Consider the following 19,750-nt stretch of genomic DNA (forward strand, 5'->3'; position numbering starts at 1 on the left):
GGATAAGTAGTGTCCGAGTATACTTGGACACTACTTATCCGAGTAAAGGAGAAAAACATGAAGATCGTCATTTTCGGAAGCGGACTCATCGGAAGCCAGGTCGCCGCCAAGCTCGCTGACGCCGGGCACGACGTGAAGGCGCTCGGTCGCGGCGACGGGATCGACATCACCACCGGCGCAGGTATCGCCGAGGCAGTCGAGGGTGCCGACGTCGTCGTGGATCTGACCAATTCCCCTTCGTGGTCGGACGACAACGTCTTGGCCTTCTTCCGCGACGGAACCGGCCACATCCTCGCCGCGGAGGAGAAGGCAGGCGTCGGGCACCACGTCATACTGTCCATCGTGGGTGCCGATCGACTGCCCGATTCCGGGTACATGCGAGCCAAGGTCGCCCAGGAAGACCTGGTCAAAGCGGGCCCGACCCCCTACACGATCGTCCGATCGACCCAATTCTTCGAGTTCGTCGCCGGAATCGCCGACGCGGGAACCACCGACGGCGCCGTCCACGCAACGCCGGGACATCTGCAACCCATCGCGTCTCGAGACGTCGTGTCCCACGTCGCCGAGGTAGTGACCGCCGCGCCGCGAAACGGCACGGTCGAGATTGCCGGACCCGAACCGCTGGGCATCGACGAACTGGTCCGGCGCTTGTTCCTCGTCACCGGCGACAAGCGTTCGGTGATCTCCGATCCCGAAGCCGGCTACTTCGGCGCGAAACTCGACAACTCGGCACTGACCCCGACACCCGGTGCAGATGCATGGATCGCGCCGACAACATACGACGCGTGGCTTGCCGAGAAGGCCTGACGTCGACAACTCGAGCGACGTCCGGCCCTCACCGCTTTCCGCGGCGTCGATAGAGTCCAATCATGAAGCTTTCCGGAGGCGTGGAGTGGTCACTCCACTGCTGCGTGGTTCTGAGCCAGTCCGAGGGGCCGGTACCCACAGCCAGACTCGCCGAACTTCACGGGGTGTCGAAGACATACCTGGCGAAGCATCTGCGAGCGCTCGCGCACGCCGGTCTGGTCAATCCGACCGAGGGCCGAGACGGCGGGTACGTTCTCACCCGGGCTCCCGAGAAGATCACCGTTCTCGACGTCGTACAGGCCGTTGACGGCACCGAACCTGCGTTCCGGTGCACGGAGATTCGACAGCAAGGAATCCTCGCCGCCCCACCGGAACAGTGCCGTTCCGCCTGCGGAATCGCCAAGGTCATGGCCGACGCCGAAAAAGCCTGGCGCGCATCGCTGTCGGGGGTCACTATTGCAGATCTTGCTGCAACCCTGGACCTTCCGGCACTCAGAAAGATCCTGATCACACCGATCACACCCTAGAGCAGCCCACACCCCACGAGACGGCAATCCATCGTTCAACTATCGGGTACCTTGTTCGGGGATCAAATCTTGACGAAGAATCTTCCGGGAATTTTCGCAAGATCTCGGAGGGGGTTTCATGGGAGTCAGTGGCGCTGCGGGGTTGGGGCAGAACATTCGTCAAACAACTGGACTGTTGAGTCGCTGGTGGTCTCTTGCGTACGACGGCGAATGGTTCCCGAGGTTCCTGGCTGCTCGATCGATGTTGGGGACAGCCAGGGTGGTCGTCACCTTTTGGTGTGCTGTGTTCGTGGCACTCGCCGTACTGGCTCAATTCGTGAAGGGTGGCGCAACCGAGCTCCCTGAACGGCTCGCGGCGGGCGCAGCATGCATGATCGCGCTCTACTGCATGATTCGCTGGTCACTCGGACGGTCTTGGCCGAGTCACCATCAATCCGTTCGTTTCGTTTCGCTCACCAATATCTGCTTGTCCTTGATACTTCTCGCCGGAATCCATTCGAGCTTCCTGGCATTGACCGGCACCGTTCTGTTCGTGGTCGTCGCGAACTATTCGTCGGTATTCCACAGCCCTCGAATAGTCACAGCACAGATCACCGGCGCGCTGTTCGTCGTTGCGCTACTGACAATTCGAGCTGTAACCGATCCGGATACCGACTCTTCGCTGTCGGTGTCCACTGGATTCGTCATCGGGTGTGTTATCGCTTCAGCTTCGATGACCGTGCATTTCCTCGTCCTGTATTTGACCGACGACGCACGACACTCTTGGCGCGATCCACTCACCGCTGCCCTGAATCGACGTGGGCTGCACAATGTCTGGCAACAGTTGTTCGGTGTCGGCGAACTCCAAGGACACGTAGTCCTTGCGGTGGTGATCGATGTCGATTCGTTCAAGAGCGTCAACGACAAACTGGGTCACGCGGAAGGCGATCGGATGCTGGTGACAGTCGGCCGGCGCCTGAACTCGGTGGTCGGAGAGGTCGGGCTGGTTGCGCGGACTGGCGGCGACGAGTTCGTGATTCTCATGCCCGTGGAGCCACGTCGCATCGAACAAACCGTGGTGGACATTCACAATTCGATATCGCGGCCCGCCGGCCGGCAGTCGATTTCCGTGAGCGTCGGAGCCAGCGTGTGGCTGTCCTCGACAATCCCGGACGCTTCGGGAACCATCGATCGGATTCTTGCCGATGCCGACAACGCGATGTATCGGGCGAAACGACGAGGTGGAGACCAGGTAGCTTGGGCAGTAACGCATCTGAGCTGAATCGGCACGACTACCTGCCGATCGAATTCAGAGCGCCGCTTCGCTGTCGTTCGCCGGATCCAGCTGATCCTGGGTTGCCGCCCAACTCGCCAAGAGTTTGAGTGCGTCAGCCGTGGGCGTCCCCGGCGCCGCGGTGTAGACCAGCAGTGTCAGCCCGGGATTGGACGGCAGTTCCATCGCCTCGAAGTTCAGCTCCAGGTCTCCGACGACGGGGTGACGAACCTTCTTGAATCCCGTCCGATGAAAGCGCACATTGTGTTTCGCCCACCGGGTGCGGAATACCTCACTGCGAGTGGCAAGTTCACCGATGAGCTCGGTCAACGCCTTGTCATGAGGATTGCGCCCCGCTTCCGAGCGGAGCATCGCGGCGATGTCGTCTGCCGCGCGCTCCCAATCCACGAAGAAGTCCTGCGATGCCGGGTCCAGGTACACGAACCGGGCGTTGTTCGCCGGCCTACGTGGATCGGCCAACACCGGCGAATACAACGCGCGCGCCATACGATTGGCCGCCAGCATGTCGTGCCTGGCATTACGTACCCACGCCGGCGCGTCGGTGATGGCGTCGAGTATCTGCTGAATCGCCGGGCTCACGCCCTTGGGGGCGGGCCGCTTTCTACTCGGTGCGCCTGCACTGGCGGCCTTCGCGAGGTCGTACAAATGGGCAGTTTCGGCTTCGTCGAGTTGCAGTGCTCGGGAAAGGCTTTCGAGCACCGAGTCCGACGCTCCCGCCAGATTTCCGCGTTCCATGCGCACGTAGTAGTCGATGCTCACACCGGCGAGCAGAGCGACTTCCTCACGGCGCAACCCCTTGACGCGACGGTTCCCGCCGTAGGCCGGCAGCCCTGCCTGCTCGGGTGTGATGCGAGCACGACGGGAGCTGAGGAATTCGCGGATCTCGGCTCGGTTGTCCATGCAGTTCACGTTACTCGAGCGGAGAAGACCGAGGGAGGTACTGCCGTTACCTGGAACAACAGACACTCCCGCGCCCGCGAGGCGCGGCGTTGACTGATTGCAGTCGACCGGTCCACGCCGAAACGTCGACTTCGAAGCACGCGACACCAGAAGCAAGAGGGGACACCATGCGAGCAACCATCATGTACGGCGCCGGAGACGTTCGAGTCGAGACCGTGCCCGATCCGGCACTGCAGCAGCCGACGGACGCGATCGTGCGGGTCGTCAGGGCGTGCGTTTGCGGCTCTGACCTGCACCCTTACCACAACATGCCGGCCACGCCCGGTGGTTCCCCGATGGGCCACGAATTTGTCGGAGTGGTCGAAGAGACCGGTCGCGAGGTGTCCACGTTGAAGAAGGGCGACTTCGTCATCGCCCCCTTCGCCTGGTCCGACGGGACGTGCGACTTCTGCCGCGAAGGCTTGCAGGCGTCTTGCCGACACGGTGGATTCTGGGCCGGAAACGGGATCGGAGGCGGTCAGGCAGAGGCCATCCGAGTGCCGTTGGCAGACGGCACCCTGGTCAAGGCGCCGGTCGGTGAGGATTCCGAACTCCTACCGTCACTGCTCACACTCTCCGACGTCTTCGGCACCGGCTATCACGCGGCGGTCAAGGGTGGCGTCAACCAACGCACGACGGTCACGGTCATCGGCGATGGAGCCGTGGGGCTGATGGCAGTGCTCTCCGCCAAACGCCTCGGCGCCGAGCGCATCATCCTCATGGGGCGCCACAAGACCCGCACGGATCTCGGTCTCGAGTTCGGAGCCACCGACGTGGTTGCCGAACGTGGAGATGAGGGCATCGAGAAAGTCCGCGAACTGACCGGAGGCGACGGCACTCATGTCGTCCTCGAAGCGGTAGGTCACATGCCTGCCTACGAGCAGTCGCTCGGAGTTGTCCGACCGGGCGGCGTCATCAGCCGAGTCGGGGTACCCCAATACGAAGAAGCTCCAATCGGATTCGGGACACTCTTCGGACCCAACATCACACTCACCGGTGGACCGGCCCCGGTGCGCGCGTACATCGAAGAGCTGATGCCGGATGTGCTCGACGGAAAGATCGAGCCGGGCAAGGTCTTCGACCACACCGTCGGACTCGACGACGTAGCGGAAGGCTACCGAGCCATGGACTCCCGTGAATCGTTGAAGGTCCTCGTCCGCCCGTAGTCCACCACTTGCGAAAGTCCACCACTTGCGAAGAAGAAGCGCGTGACCCACATTGCCACCCGTCCTGTTGCCGGTCGCATCAATCCCACCGCGATCCTGGCGATCATTCTGATCAGCTATTTCATAATCCTGCTCGACAATTCGATCATCTTCACCGGGCTACCCAGCATCCAAAGCAGCATGGGTTACTCGGCAACCGGGCTGTCCTGGGTCCAGGACGCCTACACCCTGGTGTTCGGCGGGCTTCTCCTGCTGGGTGCTCGTCTCGGGGACATCTTCGGCCGTCGTCGCGTATTCGTGGCCGGTCTCGCGATTTTCGCGATTGCGTCGTTTCTCGTCGGGGTCGCGCCGAACGGTTGGTGGCTCATCGCAGCGCGCGCTCTCCAAGGCGTCGGAGCAGCAGTGGTCGCCCCGGCGTCGCTGTCACTGCTGACCGCCAGTTTCCCGCCCGGCCCGGAGCGAACGCGCGCTGTTGCCTGGTACGGCGCTGCTGCGGGAATAGGCGCCAGCCTCGGACTCGTGATCGGCGGCGCCCTTGCCGACTGGGTGTCTTGGCGCGCAGGCTTTTTCATCAACGTTCCGATCGGTATCGCGATGATCGCTCTCGCTCCCCGGTTCATTCCGGAAACCGAGCCCAACTCCGGACGTTTCGATGTGGCCGGCGCTGTTCTCGCCACACTCGGCATGACCGCACTCGTCTTCGGCACCGTCAACTCGGCCGAAGCGGGGTGGACCTCACCGATCACCGTTGCGACACTGGCGGCCGGGGCGATACTACTGACCTTGCTCTTCCTCAACGAAGCGAGAGCGGAGCAGCCGATCATGCCACTGAGGTTGTTCCGTAGCCGGGAGCGATCCGGGGCGTACGCCGCCCGAATGCTCTATCTGGGTGCCATGATCGGATTCTTCTACTTCACGACTCAGCTACTCCAAGGCGTCATGGGCTTCAGCGCGTTCCAAGCAGGCATCGCCTTCTTCCCGATGACGATCGTCAATTTTGCTGTGGCGATGCTTATTCCGCGACTGACACCGCGATTCGGAAATTCCGCAATTCTGTCGGTTGGCATTGCCGTCACCCTAGCCGGGATGGCGTGGCTCAGTCTGGTCCATCCCGGCAGCACGTACCTCACTGCGATAGCACTTCCGATGATCTTGATCGGCGCCGGACAGGGGTTGGCTTTCGCCCCACTGACTTCTGCTGGCATCTCCGGGGTACAGGCCGAAGATGCCGGTGCCGCATCAGGATTGGTCAACACTGCACATCAACTGGGCAGTGCCCTCGGACTCGGCATCCTCGTCGCAGTCTCCGCGGGCGCCGGATCCTCTGCCGACGACGCTACAACGGCACTCACCGATCACGTATCAACGGCTCTCACCGCAGGCACCGCCCTGCTCGCCGCTTGTCTCGTCATCGTCCTCGCACTGATCGTCCCGGCTACGAGAACGCGAAGTACCGCAAAGCAATTCGACCAGGAGAAAGGAAGCCGAGATGTCGCACTCGTGGACCGAGGCTGAACTGACCAAGATCGGCGACGCCGAGGAGTTGCAGGTCTCCTCGTACCGCCGAGACGGAACCGCAAGGCCGTACGTCACGATTTGGGTTGTCCGTACCGACAACCAACTGTACGTTCGCTCGGCCTACGGAACCGACAACCCGTGGTTCGTCCGAGCAACGGCAAGTGGAACGGGCCGAATCCGAGCAGGAGGAATCGAGCGGGACGTGGCGTTCGAGTCCGCCGCACCGGATGCCCACTCGTCGATCGACTCCGCCTATCACACCAAGTACGACCGCTACGGCCCGCAGATCGTCGGCTCCGTCACCGGCCGCGCCGCCGCACCCAACACCATTCGACTTGTTCCGCTGACGCAGAACTGAACCGCCCCTTTCGATTCCGAGGAGACCTCATGGAAATCTTGAAGCCCCAGCCCACCAGCAAAGCACCCAGCGACTGGTTCACCGGCGACGTCTGGTGGGACGTCATCTACGCCGGACAGGAGCCGTCGAGGATGCGCGCCAACATGGTTCGCTTTGCACCGTGCGCGCGAACCGACTGGCACTCCCATGCAGTCGGACAGACCCTCCACATCGTCTCCGGGACCGCGCTGGTTCAAGCTCGCGGCGGCGAGATCGTCGAAGTCCACCCGGGTGAGACCGTCTACACCCCAGCGGGAGAGGAACACTGGCACGGCGCGGCACCCGACCGTTTCATGAGCCACCTCGCACTGTGGGAAGGACCCGGCGACGGAGGCACCGAAACTACATGGGGCGACAAAGTCACCGATGAGGAATACGGCGGTCCCCGCGCCAACCATCGCTGAGACCGGACACCTCTCAGATACGTCGCATCACGGAAACAACTTTGCCCAGGATGACCGCGCGATCGCCGTCGATGACGCTGTATGCGGGATTACGAGGCTCGAGGTACACGTGACCGTCGCGACGCCGGAGCACCTTCACCGTGGCCTCGCCGTCGATCATCGCGGCGACGATCTCACCGGAATGAGCTTCGTCCTGGCGGCGCACCACGACGACGTCACCGTCACAGATCGCTGCGTCGACCATCGACTCACCACGCACCCGAAGTCCGAACACCGTGCCAGAGCCGACGAGCTCGCGAGGAAGCGCAAGCACCTCGTCGGCGTGCTCCTCCGCGAGGATCGGCGCGCCGGCCGCGATGTCACCGACGACCGGAACCGTCACCGTATTCGACGACGACTGTTCCTTCGCGCCTACGAGGAACGGCCGCACGTCCAACTGCCGAGCCATGGCCGCTCCCCTACGGAGGAAGCCCTTCTCTTCGAGACTCTTGAGGTGCTTGGACACCGTCGACGTCGAGCGCAGACCAACCGCGTCTCCGATCTGCCGTGTGCTCGGCGTGCACCCGTTGGCAGCCACGAGATCCCGGATGGTCATCAGAATCTGCTGCTGGCGGAGCGGCAGGGAGGAGGCGTCGAGGCCACCGAACATGTCGAGATCGTCGTAATCGGTCACGATGAGAATCGTAGTGAGGGGTCCCGACATCCAGGCCAGGCAGCCGGAGTCTGCCAGAAACGGCACAGGCAGTTTGTTTCCCGAGCGGCGCATGGCACGCTGAGCTGATGGAGCCTCTCGAACCGATGCGCCCGGTCAGTGTTGCAGTCGACACGCGGTCCAAGACTCCACTCTGGAAGATGGTGGTGCTCTATCCGGCAGTGACATCGGTGTTCATGTTTGCCGCGCTCACCACCCGAACGGGAATTGGTCTTGTCGTACTCGGACTGGCCATTTTCGTAGTCGGCGCGACCACTTACGCGATGTCGGAGCGACGGATGCTTCGGGAGAACTCAGGGGTTCGAGTTCCATACTTCGCCGGACCTCCCGTCGCCCCGCGGCACGTCGATCTACTCGCGGCAGCAGGGATGCCCCTGCTTACGAGTGGAGCTGTGTTGACCGTCCGAGCATCCGAAGCAGCGCGCCCCTGGGTCTTCATATCGGTGTTCGTGATAGCGATGGTCCTGGCAATAACTGTCCCGATGGTTGTGCATAACGCGCGGGTCAAGCGGACAGAATCATCCTGAGCACGTCAGGACACTCGACATTTCGCAGCGTGATATTCAGCTGTGTACGCCCACTTCCAAACAGCGATCGACAGCTGCACCGCGTCAAGCGCTGAACGGGCGATGCAGCGAGATGTCGAAGTCGCCGGAATCGGCCTCTTTGGCGACCTGGTTCTGATCAGCGGCCCCGATAATGTACTCATTCATGACTGTCGCGCCGAAAACATTCGATGACGGGCCCATCCAGGGCCTGGGCCTGATGCGATTGACCGACAGCGGGTGGGGTGATGCTGACCGCGACCCCGCCGCACTGGTTCGCGCCGCGATCGACTCCGGGGTGCCCATGCTCGACACAGCCGAGATGTATGGAAACGAAGAGCTGGTTGGTCGGGCAATTGGCACCAACCGTGAACACATCACGTTGTGCAGTAAATTCGGTGTCTACCGCGGGCCGTCCGGTCGTCCTGATGACTGGAATGTTCGGGCGGACTCTGCAACGGTGCGCGCGGCCATCGACGGCTCACTCAGGCGCCTCGACGTCGATCACCTCGATCTTTACTACCTGCATCACCGCAGCGAGGACACACCAATCGAGGAGACCGTCAACGCTATGGCCGAGCTCCGCCAGGCAGGGAAGATCCGGGCTCTGGGGCTGTCCAATGTCACGCTCGATGACATCCGACGAGCTCATGCCGTACACCCGATCACTGCCGTGCAAGAGCAATGGTCCCTTATACGGCGAGATGTTGAACTGTTCCTCCCAACGCTCGCCGACCTCGGGATCACACTGGTCGCACATTCGCCGATGGGGCACGGCGACCTCAACCATTCCACCGGCAATCTTGTCGCTCGGTCCCTTGCCAGCATCGCTTCTCGTGTCGGAGCGACGGCTGGCCAGGTCGCTCTTGCGTGGGTCCATCAGCGCGGGCGCGGGGTCGCGGCCACCGTCATTCCCCTGCCCGGCACCACGAGCATCGCTCATCTACAAGCCAACATTGCTGCTTCGCGAATTGATCTCAGTGAGACTGACTTGGCGGACCTTGATGATGTCACGCAGCAAACAAGGGAGCAGTAAGGCAGTTTGTTGAGAAAGTTTGAGGTGCGGGAGGTCAGCGGACCATACCGCGCTCCGATCGCGAATGACCGCACGCGAGAAACCCGGCGACGCCAAGGCGCATCCCAGCCATACTGACCGACGTGACAGAAGTCGAGGTCGTCGTCGCCCATACCGAGCGCGCGACTCTGCGCGTCGGTGAGGTGTTCCTCAAGATCGACGCCGATCAGTCGAATACCGACGTCGAGGTCGAAGCAATGCTCCGGGCCCCAATCCCGACAGCGCAGATTCTGTGGCGCACACCGCCCGTGCTCGCGCTCGCCGCTCTGCCGGGACACGCGCTCGGTCGCCTAGGCAGACCGTCGACCACGTCTTCAGCGGCGTGGGCCGCAGCGGGTGCCGCCGTTCGAACGCTGCACGACGCACCGTTGCCGCCCTGGCCCGGCCGTAGTCTCGACGACATCGCCTCAGAACTGGACCGCGAATGTGCATGGCTGACCAGGAGCGGGGTGGTTGCCACCGGAGTGATTACATCCAACCGTCGGATTGCCGAGATTGCGCTCAGGTCGTGGACACCGGTATTCACGCACGGCGATCTCCAAGCCTCCCATGTGTTCGTGACCGATGACGAAGTTGCCGGCGTCATCGACTGGTCCGAAGCCGCTCAGGGCGATCCCTTGTATGACCTCGCAACACTGACCCTCGGCCACCCGGAACATCTCGATGACGTGGTTGAGGGCTACGGCACTGACGTCGACCTCGAGGTCATCCAGGCGTGGTGGTCGTTGCGCAGCTTGAGAGGCGTGCGCTGGCTGGTCGAGCATGGTTTCGATCCAGCCGCGCCGGGCTGCGAAGTAGACGTGCTGAATCGACAAGCGATGCGCGACCGACAATAACCGAACCATCAGGACGTTCTCCCCGATCTGCCAAACCTTCGACTCGCGCCAAAATTGCTGCAGCCAAAAGCATTTCGTGTCGATGACGGCACGGTTAGGCAGGTCGCGACGCGTTCGCGCCGCCGTTGATTGCCGTCAGCCGGCAAACGCCTGGATATTGTCAGCGAGCGGTGGTCGTCTCAATCGAGCTTCGGACCGCGGCAAGCATGCCCAGCCGCCCAGATGGCAGACCGAAGTCTGGACTCGCTCTTCCTGCAGCAACTTTCGAAACGCCACGAACGCGAACCTCGACTCTCCGACAAAACGAAAAGATCACGGATTCAGGCAAGGGGGCGCAACCCCGTTCATTCGAGTGGAGCCGGCTCAGGCGCTGGCGACCTTGCTATCAGGCACGACAGGAATGTCTACCTTGCTGAACTGCAGCACACCGTCTTCGATCTCGGCGTCGTGCATCAGCTTGCGGTCGCGGTAGTAATTGTTGACCACTTTCCACGCGCCGCGGGCACCCTGACGCGGCATTTCTCCGTCGCCGCGCTGGATGTAGCCCGAGGTCAGGGCTCCGCCCATGAGAGATTCTTCCGCGAAGTCCTCAGGTTCGGCGTGAACCTCGAAAGTCGTGTAGTCGCGCTTACGCATGATCTTGAGTACGCGACACAGATAGGACGCGGCCAGGTCGGCCTTGAGCGTCCAGGATGCGTTGGTGTAGCCGAGGATCATCAGGAAGTTCGGAATGTCGGAGTAGAGCACGCTCTTGTAGGCGACCGTCTCGTTGAGCTTGACGGGCTCGCCGTCGATGCTCATGGTCGCCCCGCCCAGGATCTGTACGTTCAAGCCGGTCGCCGTGACGATGACGTCGGCCTCGATTTCGCGGCCCGACTCGGTCACGATGCCCTTCTCGGTGAACGTGGCGATACGGTCGGTGACGATGTCGGCCTTGCCACTCTTGAGCACCTTGAACAGGTCCCCGTTGGGAACCACGCACAGGCGCTGATCCCACGGGTTGTAGTTGGGGGTGAAGTGACGCAGGTCCACGTTCTTGCCGAGTTGCAAGCGGATCTGGGTGAGGAACAGCTTCTTCGCCAGCTTCGGATTGGTGCGTGAGAGCTGAAAGCTGGCGCGTTGCAGTGCGATATTGCGGGCTCGACCGATCTTGTAAGCGATCTGATCGGGAACGCGTGCAAGCTTGAGACCCTTGGCCACAGGGTCCTCGGACGGTAGCGCCTGGATCCACGTGGGCGAGCGCTGCAGCATGGTGACGTGACCGGCAGTGGGGGCCATCGATGGGATCAGCGTGATCGCGGTGGCACCGGAACCGATGACCACTACCTTCTTTCCGGTGTAATCGAGATCCTCCGGCCAGTGCTGCGGGTGCACGATCTGACCGCGGAAGTCGTCCTCACCGGGGAAGGCGGGGCGGTATCCCTTGTCGTAGTCGTAATAACCACAGGCGCCGACGAGGACGTTCGCGGTCCACGTCTCGGTCTCCCCCGTCGCCTCGACCAGGACGGTCACGGACCACTGTGCAGTCGCGCGATCGAAGTCCATTGCCACGACCTTGCGGCCGAAGTTGATGTGGTCGGTGACGCCGTATTCCTTGGCGGTTTCCTCGACGTAGTCACGGATACTGGCGCCGTCTGCGAGCACTTTGGTTCCGATCCACGGACGGAAACCGAATCCGAAGGTGAGCATGTCGGAATCCGAACGGATGCCGGGATACTTGAACAGGTCCCAGGTGCCACCGATGTTCTCGCGGCGTTCGAGGATCGCGTAAGTGCTTCCGGTCTGCTCACGAATGAGGTGGCAAGCCGCGCCGATTCCGGACAAGCCAGCGCCGATGATCAGTACGTCGACATGCTGTGTCATGAGGAAACTCGTTTCGTCGGTCGTCGCGAAGCTACTTCTGGCGTCGGCAGTGACCGAGAACGATCGGCCGGTTCAGGCCGGGTTCCCTAAGGTCAGCGCCAATGAACAGGGTATGTGCAACTGACGGTAACAGTCAATATCTCGACCCGGCCGCGCACGGAACATTGAGGCGCGACGCACCGGCCTCGCGGAACTCGATCGAGACGCCTGAATGCCTCGAGACACCGGAGAGTTGTTCACGTCGTCGACGGAACGCCCAATGACTCGTCTACACGGGATGCTCATCGCCCAAATATTCAGCGCCCCAGCATAATTCGAAGGTCCATGATCAGGTGACGAACGCGCGAGTTTCCATGGGAAGACGGGCAACTGCGATATCGCCGTAACCTTCGTGCGCATCAGCGGAAAGGTCACTGCGATAGCTAACCTGCTGACGAAACCACGCTGAAAGCAACGGTTTTGGTTTCGCAGCGAAGAGAGCGGGCGGAGCGGACCTCCACCGGAGATGTAGTCGCTATGACACTCTCCAGCACAGTCACCGTGTACACCACTCATAGCAATCGAGGGTTCGCCAATGCAATCGCTGCCGGAATCAGCGCCAGGGCTTATTCCGAGCCACAAACCGCAGACATGAGCCTGTTAAGGCATCACACCAGCGATCACGGTAGAGCGCTCGTTCTCCTACCACTCGGGGGCGTCGATTGGCAGGTGAAGGAGCTCTCCGCGCTCGAGGGATCGGTCCTGGTCGGCGATCTCAGTAGCGGCAACTCCATGATTCGGGGGCTCGCAGCGGGCGCCCACGCCGTGCTCAACTCTCAACTGCCATTCACATCCCTGCTCGATGAGCTGCAGGCCGCGATCAACCCCAACTCCGCTCGGTCTGCACACGACAAGTCCTCGCTCGTACAACGCATCCGGTTGCGCACCGAAGAATTCGCACGAATCAGCAGTCTCACCGATCGCGAGTTCGAGATCGTGGGCCTTCTCTACGGAGGCTCGAATGTCGACTCGATTGCTCGAACCGCCCACATCGCACCGACCACGGTTCGCGCCCACATCCGAAGCATCCTGCAAAAACTGGGGGTGCATTCCCAGCTGGAGGCATGCGCGATGCTCCGCCGCTCTGGTCACGACGCACGCAGACACCCACTGGAACTTCGGATCGGACGCTTCTAGCAGGAAGTGCCCCAGACACACTCGCCGAGATGGGGTGCCGCCCCTGATCGAACTCGACCTTCGAAAAGATCGTCAATTTTGACGATTCGATGACGCGCCCGGACGTCGAATATTAGGTCCTACACGACACCGAAGACACGAGTGAACATCGAAAGGTGCATTCAATCAATGGAATACACACGCACAGTGCCGCGGCATCTCGTCCACAGACATGCTGTTGCCGAGGTTTTCTTGACGGACTACCGGATCGAATCGGACTCGGCGTACCAGGTTGCTGTGCAACTCCCGGTCTCGCACCGGATATTCGACGTATCGAGCGAGCAACACGATCCGCTCGGGGTGGCAGAAGCATTTCGACAGGCAGTGGTGCTTCTGTGCCACACCCGATACGAGATTCCACTGCACTACAAGTTCGTCATGGAAACGTTCAGCTTCGAGATGCTGGACGCGCTCGACGTGCAATCAGTCGCGGAGCCGTTGAGTTTCTCGATGACAGTGGACAACCTCACTCATCGCGACGGAGCGGTTTCGGGGGTCGAAGTGTCGGGGATCCTCAGCGAGGGCAACCGGCACGTCGCCAGATGCAACGCTGTTGCGCGAGGAGTCAGCCCCGAGGGATACCGTCGAATTCGGCAAGGACGAGAAGACCACCGCCCGAGCCGACGCATCCTTCCTTCCGGAGCCGCGGTGGTCGGATCGGAGCGAGTCGGACGCCTAACCGATGGAGATGTGCTCATCAGCACTGATCCTGCTCGGCACGCGATGTTCTGCGCTCCCGATCCGCGCAACCACTCCCTTTTCGACCACCCCGTCGACCACATCCCAGGAATGATTCTTTTCGAGGCCGCCCGACAAGCGCTCCGATTTCACATCGGCAACCCAGCAACAAAGATCGCCTCACTCTCGGCGGTCTTTCCGAGGTTCACTGAATGGGAAACGCCGTGCGAGGTGTCAACGATCCCCCTTGACGCGTCGGGCCATGTGCACCGAGTTCGGTTCACTCAAGAACTGGAAACCACCGCGGAACTCGAAATTACAGTTGCGGACCAATCATGAGAGGGAACGAACACGTTCTTCTCGTCGCGTCTACCACGTCAAGCGCTCGGTGCTTCCCACTCTCTCGGTGCAAGCGCCGCCAGTTGCATGACGTGCGCCAACTTGTCCTCGCGGACGATCGTTGGCAGCACCAGGTTCCACATCTGACTCAACCGCTCGTACAGATCGGTTCTGCCCGTCAGCATTTCCGAGAGAATCTGCACTCCGGTGAACGACCCCACCACAAATCGAGCCAACGCGTCTATATCGGTGCCCGGGACGATATCGCCGGCTTCGGCCGCTTGGGTTGCCACCTGCTTGATAGCCTCGATCCAATCGAGGTACGGCTGTTCGATGGGGCCTTGAATACTGCCGATCTCCATCGTCAACCGCATGCCACCTCGCGCGATGGGCTCGGTCACAAGCTGCCGAGCCATCTCCTGCGAAACGAGCACCAGGGTTTCGACCGCGATGTCGGAGTGCGCAGCAACCCGCCGGGTACCCTCCATCGCCATACCGTGCTGCGCTGCGATGACCGCGTGCGCAAGCTCCTCCTTGGACGCGAAATGAAAATACATCGCCCCCTTCGACACACCCCCGTGCTGCAAGATCGTGCCCAAACTGGCGGAGTACCCGAACTTCTCGAAGCTCTTCGCAGCACCCAAAATGACGGCCTGGCGCGTCAGGACAGCACGCTCCTGCATGATCTACCCAGCTCTCGTTGCCGACGGAATGAATCTCAACGATACGTCGAAAGAGCCCGCAGCAACGCTCTCGACACGGACACACCGTGACGACTCTGGTACTCGGGGCCACTGGTTTCATCGGCTCGGCAGTGATGAAACAGCTGGTTTCCCGCCACGGAAACGCTGCAATCGGTTTCGTTCGCACGGCCACCGCAGCCAAACAGTTCGGCCGTGAAGGAATCGCCACCGTGATCGGCGACATCAACGAAAGTGCTTCTCTACGAGTTGCAATGAGTCAGGCGTCGACCGTCATCTGTTGCGTGTCGTACGTGGGCGACGACGAACAACGGTGCGTTCACGTCAACCAACACGGCGTACAGAACGTTGCGTCGATGGCCGCCACCGTCGGCGTCGAACGCTTGCTCTACGTCAGTACCGCGGCCGTGTACGGGCCGGGACCGTTTCGAGACTTGCCGGTCAACGGCGCACCTCTCAGCCCCTTCTCACCTGCCAGTCGCACGCGCGCTCTCGCCGAGAAGTTCGTGCGCGACGCCGGAGGCCTGGTCGTCCGGCCGCATCTCGTGTACGGACCCGGCGACAGATGGTTTCTTCCGACACTGACGCGAATTGTCTCTCGCCTCGACTCGATCATCGACGGCGGTAGCGCTGTCCTGTCGGTAGTCGACGTAGACCTACTCGCCCGATCCATCTACGAGTTGTCGATAGAACAGCAATTTCGCTACGGCTCAACACTTCACGTCAACGAGCCTGTCCCGCGGACAGTCATCGACCTTCTCGAGCAACATGCGCGGGAGACCAACTGGACTCTGCCCCAGAACTCTATCCCCCGCGCCGACGCGGTGAAAGCTGCTGCCCAGCTGAGTCTCGACATGCACCAGATCGACATGATCAGCCTCGATCACTGGTTCCGGTCGAGACTGTACTGATGGCACACGGATCACTCTCGCCAAAACACCTGTCTCCCAACCTTTTCAGCCCTCTCCATTGTTCAGCCTCAGCGATCAATACGACCTATTTCGCAGTCACTACAGGCAAACAGAGAGCTCTGATCGACGAAAACCACGGCTACACAAAGACGGCAGTGATCGCGCACACCAAAGAAGCGGCGTTCACGCGACTGGCAGCAGCCTGGGGCTCCCTTCCGTCCGCCTTCGCCGCCGAATGCAGTGTGTGGCGATCATGTCGTGCGCGACGGGACCGTCGGGATTTCCGACATCAAAGGAGAAAGTTCTCCGTCTCAACGACCTCGGCTACCGTCATCTGAACCAGAAAACGGGAGAACAGATGCTCACTGCGGATATTTTGCTGTCGGGCCCGCGCGGACGCCGGATGCTGCTCGCGTATGCGATCGACGCCGAACGCGCCCTGCGTCCCGAGCCAGGCGACGACATGTTCCGCATCAACGCTCACCGGGCGGCGTATCACCTCGACATCGGACAAGGAACCTCCCAAGTGTTGTTCGGCCCGGGCGCCGAAGAGGCCCGGCAGACCATAGTCACCGCGGAGGGCGTGGCGCGCAGCCTCACGGAAATATCGCTCCCCGACGTCACCGCCGTCGATCTACGCTCCGCCCTCGCAGAAGCGGTCGATGCGGCGCGTTACTGGCAGGATCCCGACGGAGAAGACGTCCTCGTCGCCACCGAAGTTATGCGAGATGAGCTTCGACGCGTCGCCGAGCACATCGCCGGCTCCGAATGCGCGCGGTGGTGGTCAACCTCGCTCGCCTCATCCGACCAATGGTCGATTCTGAGCAGAGGTGAGGAATCTCCGGACACAGACGAAGTGCCTGCTGCGCAACAACTCCTCAGCGAGTGGCGCACGAGCACCCTGGAATCGGAAGCGAGAGCTGAACGTGACCGCCCGGTGGACCCCGCGGCGAACTGGTCAGGTTATTGGTGGTCGAATCCACCCACTCAGGGTTCGACGAGGGCGCTGTTCGACGGGACTCCGGCGGGCTTGTGGTTCGTCGAAGACAGCATGGGATGGGAACGGGTCGTCGTCCGAGCATTGCGGCCACCGACTGGCGCACGCATCTACGAGATCGACAGCGCGCAAGCCTGGTCGGAGCTGTGCAGACGGTTCCCGCTCGAGGTCACCGCAGAAACGCGGCAGGTTTGGTATCGGACTACCGGCCGATCAGGCGGGTGGGTCATCCCCGACTGGGTGCAGGTCGCGGAAAGATTTGAGGGAGTGCACCTTACCGTGACGGGATACCTCGCGGCAGCAGGAACCGCGATCGAGGTCGATACCGAGACGGCGAGCGTCATCGCGGGCTGGGCACCCGACGAAACATACTGGTTCACCGATGCTGCCACCTACATTTCCGAGCCGTGTGCTTGGGTGCTGCACGACGGCCCGGAAGTGACCGACCAGCCCGCATGGACGCTGGAATCGCAGCAATGACCCGCACGTGAGGGTCTGCTAGGCATGAGGTTCCGTGAGGAATCGATCGCAGTTGCCCTTCGAGTCGAGTCAACTGCCCCGTGCGCGGTCGGCAGGAGCACTCACGTGCACGCAGACATGCGGAAGGGCGGTACCCCGCCCAGGCCGATCCGAACCCGAGTGCCCTAGATCACAAAGGTAAACCTATCCACAAATCGCCAAATGTCCTACATTTGACTCATGCCGGATTCCCGTATCGCACCCACCGCACGCAACATCCCACTTTCAGTGCAGATCGCGGAACAACTGCGGTCCCAGATCACTTCTGGCAACTGGGAATTAGGGGAGAAGATCCCCGGCGAGCATCAACTTGTCGAAATGACCGGCGCGAGCCGCAATACGGTCCGGGAGGCCATTCGCGGCCTCGTCCATGCCGGCCTCCTCGAAGCACGCCCGGGAGACGGAACCTACGTCTGCGCGAGCTCAGAACTCGAAATTGCACTTCAAAGACGTGCAGCGGCGGAGAACGTGCTCGAAATCTTCGAAGCCCGTGAAGCTTTGGAGCTCTACGCCGCCCGACTCGCAGCCGAACGAGCCCTGCCCGAAGACATCGACCGAATGACTCGGGCTTTGGATGGCCGAGACGCTGAGCCCGACGTCGCCAAATCCGTCGAGTACGACCTCGACTTCCACCTGGAGATGTTCGCAGCGAGCGGGAACCAACTGATCACGGACATCTACCGCAGTCTCGATCGCTCTGACACCATGAGCATCCCACAAGGTAAGTCCGACAAGGAGACTCGACAGCTGTTCATCGGACCTTGGACCGACGACGACCCACACCGGCAGCTGCTTGCGGCCATCCGTGACCGCGATCCGGACGGCGCAGCCGCCGCAGTGGTCCGACTGATGGACCACAGCCGATCCCTCTTTCTGCAAAACATGCCGAAGTAGCTGACACACAAGAGGTTCAGCGCACAGACAATCTCAGAAGGGCACACCTATGGCTAACGTCATCTCCGACACCGAAAACGTGGCGTCTGCCCCGAGCGCGATACCGATGATGCGCCGAGGACTCGTTATCGCTGGCATTCTTCTCATCGCAGCCAATCTTCGAGCCTCAATCACAGTCGTCGGCCCGCTACTCGGTGAGGTACGCACCGATCTCGATATCTCGTCGACAACAGCATCAGCGCTGATCAGCCTTCCACTGCTGTGCTTCGCAGTGTTCTCCCCCGTTGCCCCGGTCATCGCAGCTCGGTGGGGAATGGAACGGACACTCGCGGCAGCACTCGGCATGCTCGCCGTAGCGATCGTGATCCGCTCTGTTCCGTGGATGCCTGCGCTGTGGATCGGTACCGTATCGCTCGGCATGTCCATCGCAACAATGAACGTTCTACTGCCGGCGCTCCTCAAACGAGACTTCCCGACCGAAGCCGGCCGTTTGACCGGCATCTTCTCGGCGGTCTCTGCAGCCGTCGCCGCAACCGCATCCGGACTTGCCGTGCCGATCGCCGGTCTCACCGATCACGGTTGGCGGATCGCATTCGGAATCTGGGCTGCTATGGCTCTCATAGGATTTGGGGTTTTCCTTCCCCAACTTCGCCGACGCACGCTTCCGAAACACGATCACGCTGCGGCTTTGGATCCCCATCCAGGCGGCCATCGCTCCCCCTGGCGCTCAGCACTCGGGTGGCAGATCACAATATTCATGGGCGTCCAATCTCTCTTCTTCTACACCGTTCTGACATGGTGGCCCACCATTGAAGAATCACACGGCACTACCGCGGCTACCGCCGGACTGCATCAAGGCATCATGCAAATATTCTCGATCGTCGGCAGCCTCCTCACAGCAGTGCTCCTGCACAAACTGCCCAAGGATCAGAGAGGAGCCGTCCTCGGGCTGGTGTCGGTCGCCGCAGTGGCAGTTCTCGGCCAACTCCTCCTCCCCTCCTGGGCCCTGCTGTGGAATGCATTCCTCGGCATCGGCATCGGCGGATCGATTGTCATTGCCTTGTCCTTCTTCGCAATACGCACTGTCAATCACGGTCAAGCAGCGGCACTCTCGGGTATGGCACAGTCCGTCGGATACCTTCTGGCCGCCACCGGTCCCCTCGTTTTCGGTGCACTGCACGACGCCGTCGATTCCTGGACGACTCCTCTGATCGCGTTGCTGGTGCTGTTGGCCGTGCAACTCGTCTTCGGCTCCCTCGCCGGCCGCAACAAGACACTGGGATAAGCGAATCACGGTCGCCTCGAATCCACCCACCAACCTCCCCAGACCCGTGACGCGACCCGAGCTGTCGTCGACGTGCTGAGGTCCGAGGATGTCGACGAGACAGCGGGGCTCCCTCAACGGCCTACCGAATTGCACCCGGCCCATCCCCG

General features: G+C 61.6%; 20 protein-coding genes. 16 read left to right on the forward strand and 4 right to left on the reverse strand.

Going from position 1 to position 19,750, the window contains the following annotated elements:
- Positions 1 to 57 precede the first annotated feature (57 nt).
- From P0M12_RS08905 to P0M12_RS08915, 3 genes are all read left to right on the forward strand, one after another.
- Positions 58 to 807: an SDR family oxidoreductase gene (locus P0M12_RS08905; RefSeq protein ID WP_065351492.1), complete on the forward strand. Its 750-nt coding sequence runs from the start codon at positions 58 to 60 to the stop codon at positions 805 to 807.
- Positions 808 to 869: 62 nt separating this feature from the next.
- Positions 870 to 1,334 (forward strand): Rrf2 family transcriptional regulator, encoded by a 465-nt coding sequence (locus tag P0M12_RS08910; RefSeq protein ID WP_030536487.1) that lies wholly within the window; start codon positions 870 to 872, stop codon positions 1,332 to 1,334.
- A 118-nt stretch (positions 1,335 to 1,452) separates the two neighbouring features.
- Complete coding sequence (locus P0M12_RS08915; protein ID WP_007729732.1) at positions 1,453 to 2,595, forward strand: GGDEF domain-containing protein; 1,143 nt, start codon at positions 1,453 to 1,455, stop codon at positions 2,593 to 2,595.
- 27 nt (positions 2,596 to 2,622) lie between these two features.
- On the opposite strand, the gene P0M12_RS08920 is transcribed toward P0M12_RS08915, so the two are convergent.
- Positions 2,623 to 3,507 (reverse strand): helix-turn-helix transcriptional regulator, encoded by an 885-nt coding sequence (locus tag P0M12_RS08920; protein ID WP_007729733.1) that lies wholly within the window; start codon positions 3,505 to 3,507, stop codon positions 2,623 to 2,625.
- Positions 3,508 to 3,674: 167 nt separating this feature from the next.
- Between P0M12_RS08920 and P0M12_RS08925 the strand changes: the two genes are divergently transcribed.
- From P0M12_RS08925 to P0M12_RS08940, 4 genes are read left to right on the forward strand one after another with little or no spacing between them, the layout of a single operon-like run.
- Entirely contained in the window at positions 3,675 to 4,712 is a 1,038-nt protein-coding gene (locus tag P0M12_RS08925; protein WP_065351494.1) for a zinc-dependent alcohol dehydrogenase family protein, read from the forward strand.
- A gap of 42 nt (positions 4,713 to 4,754) precedes the next feature.
- Positions 4,755 to 6,227, forward strand: a complete 1,473-nt coding sequence (locus tag P0M12_RS08930) for an MFS transporter (RefSeq protein ID WP_065352780.1) — start codon at positions 4,755 to 4,757, stop codon at positions 6,225 to 6,227.
- Positions 6,202 to 6,588 (forward strand): DUF2255 family protein, encoded by a 387-nt coding sequence (locus tag P0M12_RS08935; protein WP_007729735.1) that lies wholly within the window; start codon positions 6,202 to 6,204, stop codon positions 6,586 to 6,588. The genes P0M12_RS08930 and P0M12_RS08935 overlap by 26 nt, the downstream gene beginning before the upstream one ends.
- Positions 6,589 to 6,617: 29 nt before the next feature.
- Entirely contained in the window at positions 6,618 to 7,031 is a 414-nt protein-coding gene (locus tag P0M12_RS08940; protein ID WP_003939933.1) for a cupin domain-containing protein, read from the forward strand.
- A gap of 13 nt (positions 7,032 to 7,044) precedes the next feature.
- On the opposite strand, the gene lexA is transcribed toward P0M12_RS08940, so the two are convergent.
- Positions 7,045 to 7,734: a transcriptional repressor LexA gene (gene lexA, locus P0M12_RS08945; protein WP_174519486.1), complete on the reverse strand. Its 690-nt coding sequence runs from the start codon at positions 7,732 to 7,734 to the stop codon at positions 7,045 to 7,047.
- 77 nt (positions 7,735 to 7,811) lie between these two features.
- Here lexA and P0M12_RS08950 point away from each other — a divergent pair, with 77 nt between their 5' ends.
- The 3 genes from P0M12_RS08950 to P0M12_RS08960 all read left to right on the forward strand — a co-directional run bounded on the left by P0M12_RS08950 (position 7,812) and on the right by P0M12_RS08960 (position 10,199).
- A complete protein-coding gene (locus P0M12_RS08950) occupies positions 7,812 to 8,270 on the forward strand; it encodes a hypothetical protein (protein ID WP_063315607.1) in 459 nt (152 codons plus the stop codon).
- A 184-nt stretch (positions 8,271 to 8,454) separates the two neighbouring features.
- The gene (locus P0M12_RS08955; RefSeq protein ID WP_197487714.1) at positions 8,455 to 9,324 is read left to right on the forward strand and encodes an aldo/keto reductase; all 870 of its coding nucleotides are present in this window, start codon (positions 8,455 to 8,457) and stop codon (positions 9,322 to 9,324) included.
- Positions 9,325 to 9,446: 122 nt separating this feature from the next.
- Positions 9,447 to 10,199, forward strand: a complete 753-nt coding sequence (locus P0M12_RS08960; RefSeq protein ID WP_042925138.1) for a phosphotransferase — start codon at positions 9,447 to 9,449, stop codon at positions 10,197 to 10,199.
- Between the two features lie 363 nt (positions 10,200 to 10,562).
- Here the strand turns inward: P0M12_RS08960 and P0M12_RS08965 are convergent, their stop codons facing one another.
- Positions 10,563 to 12,062 (reverse strand): NAD(P)/FAD-dependent oxidoreductase, encoded by a 1,500-nt coding sequence (locus tag P0M12_RS08965; protein WP_277377602.1) that lies wholly within the window; start codon positions 12,060 to 12,062, stop codon positions 10,563 to 10,565.
- 630 nt (positions 12,063 to 12,692) lie between these two features.
- Between P0M12_RS08965 and P0M12_RS08970 the strand changes: the two genes are divergently transcribed.
- Positions 12,693 to 13,238 carry a LuxR C-terminal-related transcriptional regulator gene (locus P0M12_RS08970; RefSeq protein ID WP_231915723.1) on the forward strand — a complete coding sequence of 182 codons (546 nt, stop codon included), beginning with the start codon at positions 12,693 to 12,695 and terminating at the stop codon, positions 13,236 to 13,238.
- 168 nt (positions 13,239 to 13,406) lie between these two features.
- Positions 13,407 to 14,294 (forward strand): ScbA/BarX family gamma-butyrolactone biosynthesis protein, encoded by an 888-nt coding sequence (locus tag P0M12_RS08975; protein ID WP_065351495.1) that lies wholly within the window; start codon positions 13,407 to 13,409, stop codon positions 14,292 to 14,294.
- 38 nt (positions 14,295 to 14,332) lie between these two features.
- On the opposite strand, the gene P0M12_RS08980 is transcribed toward P0M12_RS08975, so the two are convergent.
- The gene (locus P0M12_RS08980) at positions 14,333 to 14,977 is read right to left on the reverse strand and encodes a ScbR family autoregulator-binding transcription factor (protein WP_003940238.1); all 645 of its coding nucleotides are present in this window, start codon (positions 14,975 to 14,977) and stop codon (positions 14,333 to 14,335) included.
- 86 nt (positions 14,978 to 15,063) lie between these two features.
- On the opposite strand from P0M12_RS08980, the gene P0M12_RS08985 reads away from it, so the two are divergent.
- The 4 genes from P0M12_RS08985 (at position 15,064) to P0M12_RS09000 (ending at position 19,601) form a co-directional block, all read left to right on the forward strand.
- A complete protein-coding gene (locus P0M12_RS08985) occupies positions 15,064 to 15,906 on the forward strand; it encodes an NAD-dependent epimerase/dehydratase family protein (protein ID WP_065351496.1) in 843 nt (280 codons plus the stop codon).
- 358 nt (positions 15,907 to 16,264) lie between these two features.
- The gene (locus P0M12_RS08990) at positions 16,265 to 17,383 is read left to right on the forward strand and encodes a hypothetical protein (protein ID WP_065352781.1); all 1,119 of its coding nucleotides are present in this window, start codon (positions 16,265 to 16,267) and stop codon (positions 17,381 to 17,383) included.
- Positions 17,384 to 17,602: 219 nt separating this feature from the next.
- Positions 17,603 to 18,316 (forward strand): FCD domain-containing protein, encoded by a 714-nt coding sequence (locus P0M12_RS08995; RefSeq protein ID WP_003940486.1) that lies wholly within the window; start codon positions 17,603 to 17,605, stop codon positions 18,314 to 18,316.
- Between the two features lie 49 nt (positions 18,317 to 18,365).
- Entirely contained in the window at positions 18,366 to 19,601 is a 1,236-nt protein-coding gene (locus tag P0M12_RS09000; protein WP_277377603.1) for an MFS transporter, read from the forward strand.
- Positions 19,602 to 19,750 lie beyond the last annotated feature (149 nt).

This window comes from Rhodococcus sp. RCBS9, assembly GCF_029457415.1.
Lineage (GTDB): Bacteria > Actinomycetota > Actinomycetes > Mycobacteriales > Mycobacteriaceae > Rhodococcus_F > Rhodococcus_F qingshengii.